The organism is Bradyrhizobium viridifuturi, assembly GCF_001238275.1.
In the GTDB taxonomy this organism is placed as follows: Bacteria; Pseudomonadota; Alphaproteobacteria; order Rhizobiales; family Xanthobacteraceae; genus Bradyrhizobium; species Bradyrhizobium viridifuturi.
The window spans coordinates 1-5,781 of record NZ_LGTB01000099.1 but is presented as its reverse complement, the minus strand read 5'-3'; the positions used below and the strand labels follow the sequence as shown (position 1 = coordinate 5,781).

The 5,781-nt window shown below is 60.0% G+C and carries 4 protein-coding genes and 1 pseudogene; all 5 read left to right on the top strand.

The window, feature by feature from the left end; translation table 11 throughout:
- Window positions 1-219, top strand: a 219-nt coding sequence (locus ALC15_RS45710) for a hypothetical protein (RefSeq protein WP_210168630.1), incomplete at its 5' end; no start/stop codon positions are given.
- A 230-nt stretch (window positions 220-449) separates the two neighbouring features.
- Complete coding sequence (locus tag ALC15_RS40675) at window positions 450-821, top strand: hypothetical protein (protein ID WP_050632117.1); 372 nt, start codon at window positions 450-452, stop codon at window positions 819-821.
- A gap of 1,718 nt (window positions 822-2,539) precedes the next feature.
- Window positions 2,540-2,926 carry a hypothetical protein gene (locus ALC15_RS40670; protein ID WP_244486494.1) on the top strand — a complete coding sequence of 129 codons (387 nt, stop codon included), beginning with the start codon at window positions 2,540-2,542 and terminating at the stop codon, window positions 2,924-2,926.
- A gap of 427 nt (window positions 2,927-3,353) precedes the next feature.
- Window positions 3,354-3,677: a multicopper oxidase domain-containing protein gene (locus ALC15_RS40665; RefSeq protein ID WP_094194442.1), complete on the top strand. Its 324-nt coding sequence runs from the start codon at window positions 3,354-3,356 to the stop codon at window positions 3,675-3,677.
- Window positions 3,678-4,165: 488 nt separating this feature from the next.
- Window positions 4,166-5,757, top strand: a pseudogene (locus ALC15_RS40660) (ATP-binding protein).
- Window positions 5,758-5,781: the final 24 nt, after the last annotated feature.

The following is a 5,781-nucleotide window of genomic DNA, read 5'->3' as shown; positions in this document are numbered from 1 at the left end:
GTGGAGTGGATCGACGGAAAAAAGCGACCGATTATCGATTTAAAATTTCCGTTTTATATGATCCTTGAGACTGCAATTCTACGTTCTACGATGGCTTACTTGAAGAAGCTCGAAATGACGGTGAGCGCATTGGAAGCACGGTCAGATTCCGCCGGAGCAAGTGCGCCTCCGCAACGCGGCCGAAGCAGACCTAAACCAAAAATAACAAAGCGCAGTTGAGCAACGCTACTCATTCCAGGATTTCGCCGAAAGCGGTAGCAGCAGCCCTTGTCGACATAGGCCCGCTCGACCGCACAGCCGGGTGAGTGTCTCGGTGCGGTCCATAATGTCCCGCAACGTGTGACCCGTCGGTCCACGTCCGTCGAGCGGCCCGCGACGACAAGTCCGCGGCGCGCCAGCGCCTCCATGATGGTGCGAAACGTGACAAGAAGGGCGACGACGGCAGGCCGGTGAAGAAGACGGTTCAGGTCGGACTCGTCGGCATGCATATCGGGCATAAGAGCGAAACCTCGCCGCAATGGATCTGGGCAACGTTTGAGCAGATCGATAATCTCGACGTCGACCGAGTGGCGCATCCCAACCTGCGTCCATCCTTCTTTGATCCTGACTGCCCGCTGTGCACCGTCAATGTTCAGCCGCAGCTGGATCCCAAGACCAGGCTTTATCCGCGGATACCCGTCCAGGCTTCGCGAACCATTTCGATACCGTCTGACAAGGTCGCCTTGAACCGAGAGGCGCAGGCCGTATTGGCAAAGCTGGGATCGGTCTGGCAATACTATGAGCTGGTCGACACGCAATGGCCCGACCGATCCGTCATCTAAGCCTTCGGCCTGGAATAGCGGCCTCAGTCAGGCCGTGAGCAACAAGCCGGGTGGCCAGCCGACACCGGTATTCCTGACGAACATAACGATGGAAACGTACTTCCAGTCCAGCAATCAGCCAGCCTGCAATCAGGAGGAAAACGTTCCAAACAACGTGAACTGCCCGTCCGATTACGCCTCTTTGCCACCGGGGAGCGCTATCACGGCCTATACTCCCAATCCGCCGATCTGGACAACGCCGCTCAACAACGGTTCACCTGCAAAGCCCGGAATAACGACGCAGATCATGGCGACGGAAAGCTGCATGGGCTGCCACTTCTCCGCGGGCGTATCACGCCGCAGACCGGCAGCAAGAAGACGGGCGGACAGTTGTCCGCCGACTTCTCTTGGCTGCTATCCACAAAGGCACAATATGCTCCGTAGCGGAGCGTGAACTGTGGCGCGAGGCGATAATGGAAGGTTGGGCCGCGCTTTCTTTCCGCATCGCCGGTGGTGACGGCCCGGCCAAGGTACTCGGCTGATGGTTGTCTGCGCCCTCTCGCAGCCTCTCGTGCGTGTTCGCCGTTAGCATGTGAGACAAATTGAAGGTTTTGCGGAGGGAAGAGTTCTGGTTCATCGCAGCAGCAGGAGCGAAGATGAAGCAGAAATCCAGACCGGGCAAAGTACCGGCAGAACTAGCGCTGAAGGACATTCGGCAATGTCAGAATATCGTGGTGAGCGAATCCAGGGGCGGCGACAAGCACAACTTGCGCACAAGGATAGCTGTCGCGACGTCCACAGTGGCTACGCACTGTCATCTACAGATACGTGGTTTAAAGACGCTCAAAGCTGATGGTTGATTTTCCGTCACCTGCAAGTTCTTGTAGTTGATTGGCGCGAACTTCTCTGGCCGATTGCACGCGCTCCAAGCCTGTTCAAGCTTGTAAGGACGCTGGCGGGAAGATCAAATGAGCGCCGTTTCGAAAGGTAAGAAGTCCGGTACCTCGACCGGGCGCCTCGTTCTGGCGGGTGTTTTGGGCGCGGCAGCTGCCCTCGTCCGTTCTCCCGACCTGACCAGCGCGATGCAGCGCCAACGGGCCGCCTCCGTCTGGCAAGATCGGCCTTCAGTTCGTTCCCGTGCCCGTCAAGCCCAACGGGCCGGATGGCACCATACGGCCGGGCGCGGTCGAGATCGCATTCGTCAACATGTGATCCCGTGTCGGTTATGCATCCCGGAAGAACGTCATGGCGGACGGCTTGACGCGCCGGGTCGTCCATGGTCCCGCGTTTCTTGTCGCGATTCGGCCAGGGACAGGGCGCTCTGTGGAGAAGGACCTACTGCTCGCAAAGGTCGACAACCGGCGATCATCACGGCGAGGCGGAGTGTCTTCGCAAGCGCTGCCCCGAATACTCGGTTACAGACCATCGTCAGTTTCAGGAGCTAACGTCGACGGGACGCCGGTCGAGATCGTCGTTGATGGATGGATTGCAGGTGGCCGGGATCACGAGGTCGGCCGCTTCGGACCAACCGTACGCGGCAACGGAGAGGGCGCATCTCTGCGTATCGGAAATGTAGAGGGGTCCTGTAGCCGGACCGGATTACTGCTCCCGTTAAGAGGAGGATGCTCGATGGATCGACGTAGATTGTTGTTGAGCGCGGCGGGACTCTTGGTCGCGACGCCGGGGCTTGTCCAAGCCGCTTCGCCGCCTGCGGTCGGCGTATCGGTACTGGCCGGAAAATGGACCTACCGAAGCTTTCACAATCGTCCCGGCTCGTAGACGGCGACTCGCAGAAAGCGTTGCGCTTGATCTTCGCGGAGGCCGTATTCACGTTCGAGATCAACGGGACTTCGCTGAAGGGCGCGCTCGATTGGCAAGGCGAGGGTCTCGATCTGCTGGGCACGATCCAGCCAGCCAACGGTCTTTCCGTCGCCATCGTCGGCTCAGGCAGACCGAAGACCGACACAGACGGCTGGGAATACGATTACCGCGCCAACCTTGCGTCTGAATGGCCCAACGGTGTCGGCCAAGTACCGGCGCTGGTCGGGACGGTCATCCGGGCGAAGCCGCATGAGGGCGGGCCTGCAGGATACGTCGCGTCCTTCATCGCGGTGAAGCAAACCTGATCGGCGATCGAAGCCGGATAGGATCGCTCAAAGGGAAAATGCATATGCGTCGCAGACCATTGTTCTTATCCTCGGTCGTCGCTGGACGCTGTGTCACCGTCGGGCCCCTCGCGTTGTGCGCAGGTGCCGTTGCGGTTCTCGCCTCGCCTGATCCTGTCACTGCACAGTAGGACGCTCGGATAAGGCGGATCGTGACGCCACCTGACGCCACCACCGCAGATCGTTCATCAGGTCGTCGCGGACCCTCTGACGCAAACTGCGGCAACGGATCGCCGAGACAATTAGCGGCGATTGAGATAGCAAGCGATGGCCTGACGCGCGTCGGAGGACGGCTACCGCGCACGAGGATTCCAGGTCAACAGCGTCCCGTACGATCCCAATGGGCCGCCTCGAATGCTGACGCTGGGGATCGGCAGACGAGTGGACCCTGACCGCTGGCGCGCCCGGGCACCCCTTCCATATCCACGTCAATCCATTTCAAATCGTAGCGATCCGCAATTCCTCAAACATGAACGTGAGCGTCGATGGCGAACCGGACGATCCACAATATGCTAACCTAAAGGGCGAATGGCGCGACACTTTGTTCGTCAAGGGCGGGTACACAATCATCACTCGATCGCGTTACCGTCGGTACATGGGCGATTTCGTCCTTCACTGTCACATCCTGGATCGCGAGGATCGGGGAATGATGCTGAACGTTCGGGTGGCGATCCCGGACGGAGCAGGTGGCGTCGCCAACGGGCATCCCTGAAGTGGTCAACCCGATCCGACAATCATAAGGAGCCGCAATGACTGAGCTGAGCGAGCCGTCTCAGGGCTCTCATTTGCGGCCTTTGAGCTGCCGATGTGGCCGGTCGAGCAGCCGTACGCTCCTGCCGGCTGTTCAACACCGCGCTCGATTGCGTATTCTATGATGTACCGCTCCTGTGCGCCGCTTGTTCCGAGGGGGCTGCGATGCACGTTGCCGGCAAAGGACCGCTCTCGCCGAGCGCCGATTTGAACGCGCTCAGTGACCGAGGAGGCGTTGCTCCCTATGGTCGCGACGACCGCTCACATGTCCAGGAATGCCGGAGGGTAGACAAATTCCTGGGATCATCTAATCGGGAAGCACACGACGTTGACGTCGCGGCGATCACCTCGGCGATTGCCTTCCATTCGTACCACGTCGATCATGATTTGATCGACGGATCGGATCGCCACTGCGCCTTTTTTGAGCTTTTTCCTGGAGTTCTTCCGGACATGTCGACGCTCGTCCCCCATGGCGCTTGCCTTCTGTGGCGGCCGGAGTTGATCTGGCTGAACGTCGTTTCCGACGCTTTTGTCGCTGGTGCCTTCTTTACGACCGCTTTTGTGCTTGCATTCTTCGTGTGGCGGCGGCGGCGTCAAGTGATGTTCGGGGGCGTGCTCTTGGCATTCGCTATCTTCGCCGCACTCTGCGGACTGGCCCGCCTGCTTTCGATTCTCGCAATGTGGGCGCCGGCTTACGAAATTGAAGCCGTTACCAAGGTCTTGCTTGCGCCGGTCTCGCTTGCAATCACGCTGGCGCTGCTGCTGATGCTGCCGCGGATCCTGGTACTGCCGACGCGTATCCAACTAACTGAAGCCTATGCGGCGCTTGAGGAGGAGGCGAAGCAGCGCCGCAAGGCCGAGGCCATGGTGAAGCGCTTTCAGGAGATCGAGGCCCACGAGGCCCAGATCCGGCAAGCGCAGAAGATGGAGGCTATCGGCCAGCTCACCGGCGGCGTCGCGCACGACTTCAACAACATCCTGACCGTAATCACCGGAACAATCGAAATCCTCGGCGACGCAGTCAAAGATCGCCCACATCTCGCCCAGATTGCCAATCTGATCAACTCTGCAGCCGCAAGGGGAGCCGACCTGACCAAGCATTTGCTGGCCTTCAGCCGCCGGCAACCACTGCAGCCTCGCTCGACCGACGTCAACGAGCTGGTGGTCGATGCTGCGCGTCTGTTGCGTCCAACGCTGGGCGAAGACATCGAAATCGAATCGATGCTGGCGCACGATCTCGCACCGGCCCTGATCGATCCCAGCCAGCTCTCGACGGCGATCCTCAACCTCGCCCTGAATGCGCGCGACGCCATGCCCGCCGGCGGCAAGCTGACGTTGGAAACCAGGAATGCTGTGCTCGACGAGAATTATGCGCGCCTCAATGCCGAGGTCAGACCGGGTCAATATGTCATGCTGGCCGTGAGCGATACGGGAGTCGGAATGCCCGGCAACATACTCGACAAGGTGTTTGAGCCATTCTTCACGACCAAGGACGTAGGGAAGGGATCCGGGCTAGGCTTGAGCATGGTCTACGGCTTCGTCAAGCAGTCGGATGGCCATATCAAGATTTGTAGCGAACAGGGTTACGGCACGTCTGTGAAGCTCTATCTGCCGCAGGCGCGGGGCCCCCGCAGGCACCGGCCGTTGATGCCGGTGTGTCGGGAAGCGAAGGAGGCGACGAATCTATCCTGCTGGTCGAGGACGACGTGCTGGTCCGCGAATATGTCGTGACGCAGATCAGCCGCTTCGGCTATCACACGCTGGCCGCCCGCGATGCCGCCGAGGCGCTGGCCATCATTGACCGGGGCGAACGCATTGATCTCCTGTTCACCGACGTGATGCTCTCGGGCGGGATGAACGGCCGTCAGTTGGCGACCGAAGCGCTCAAGCGGCGCCCCGCGCTCAAGGTACTCTATACCTCCGGTTATACGGAGAACGCGCTCGTCCATCATGGCCGGCTCGACCCCGGCGTGCTGCTCTTGCCGAAGCCTTACATCAGCGCCGATCTCGCGCGGATGCTCAGGATCGCGCTGACGTCGTGAGCAGGTAGGGCAGGTTTATCTAGG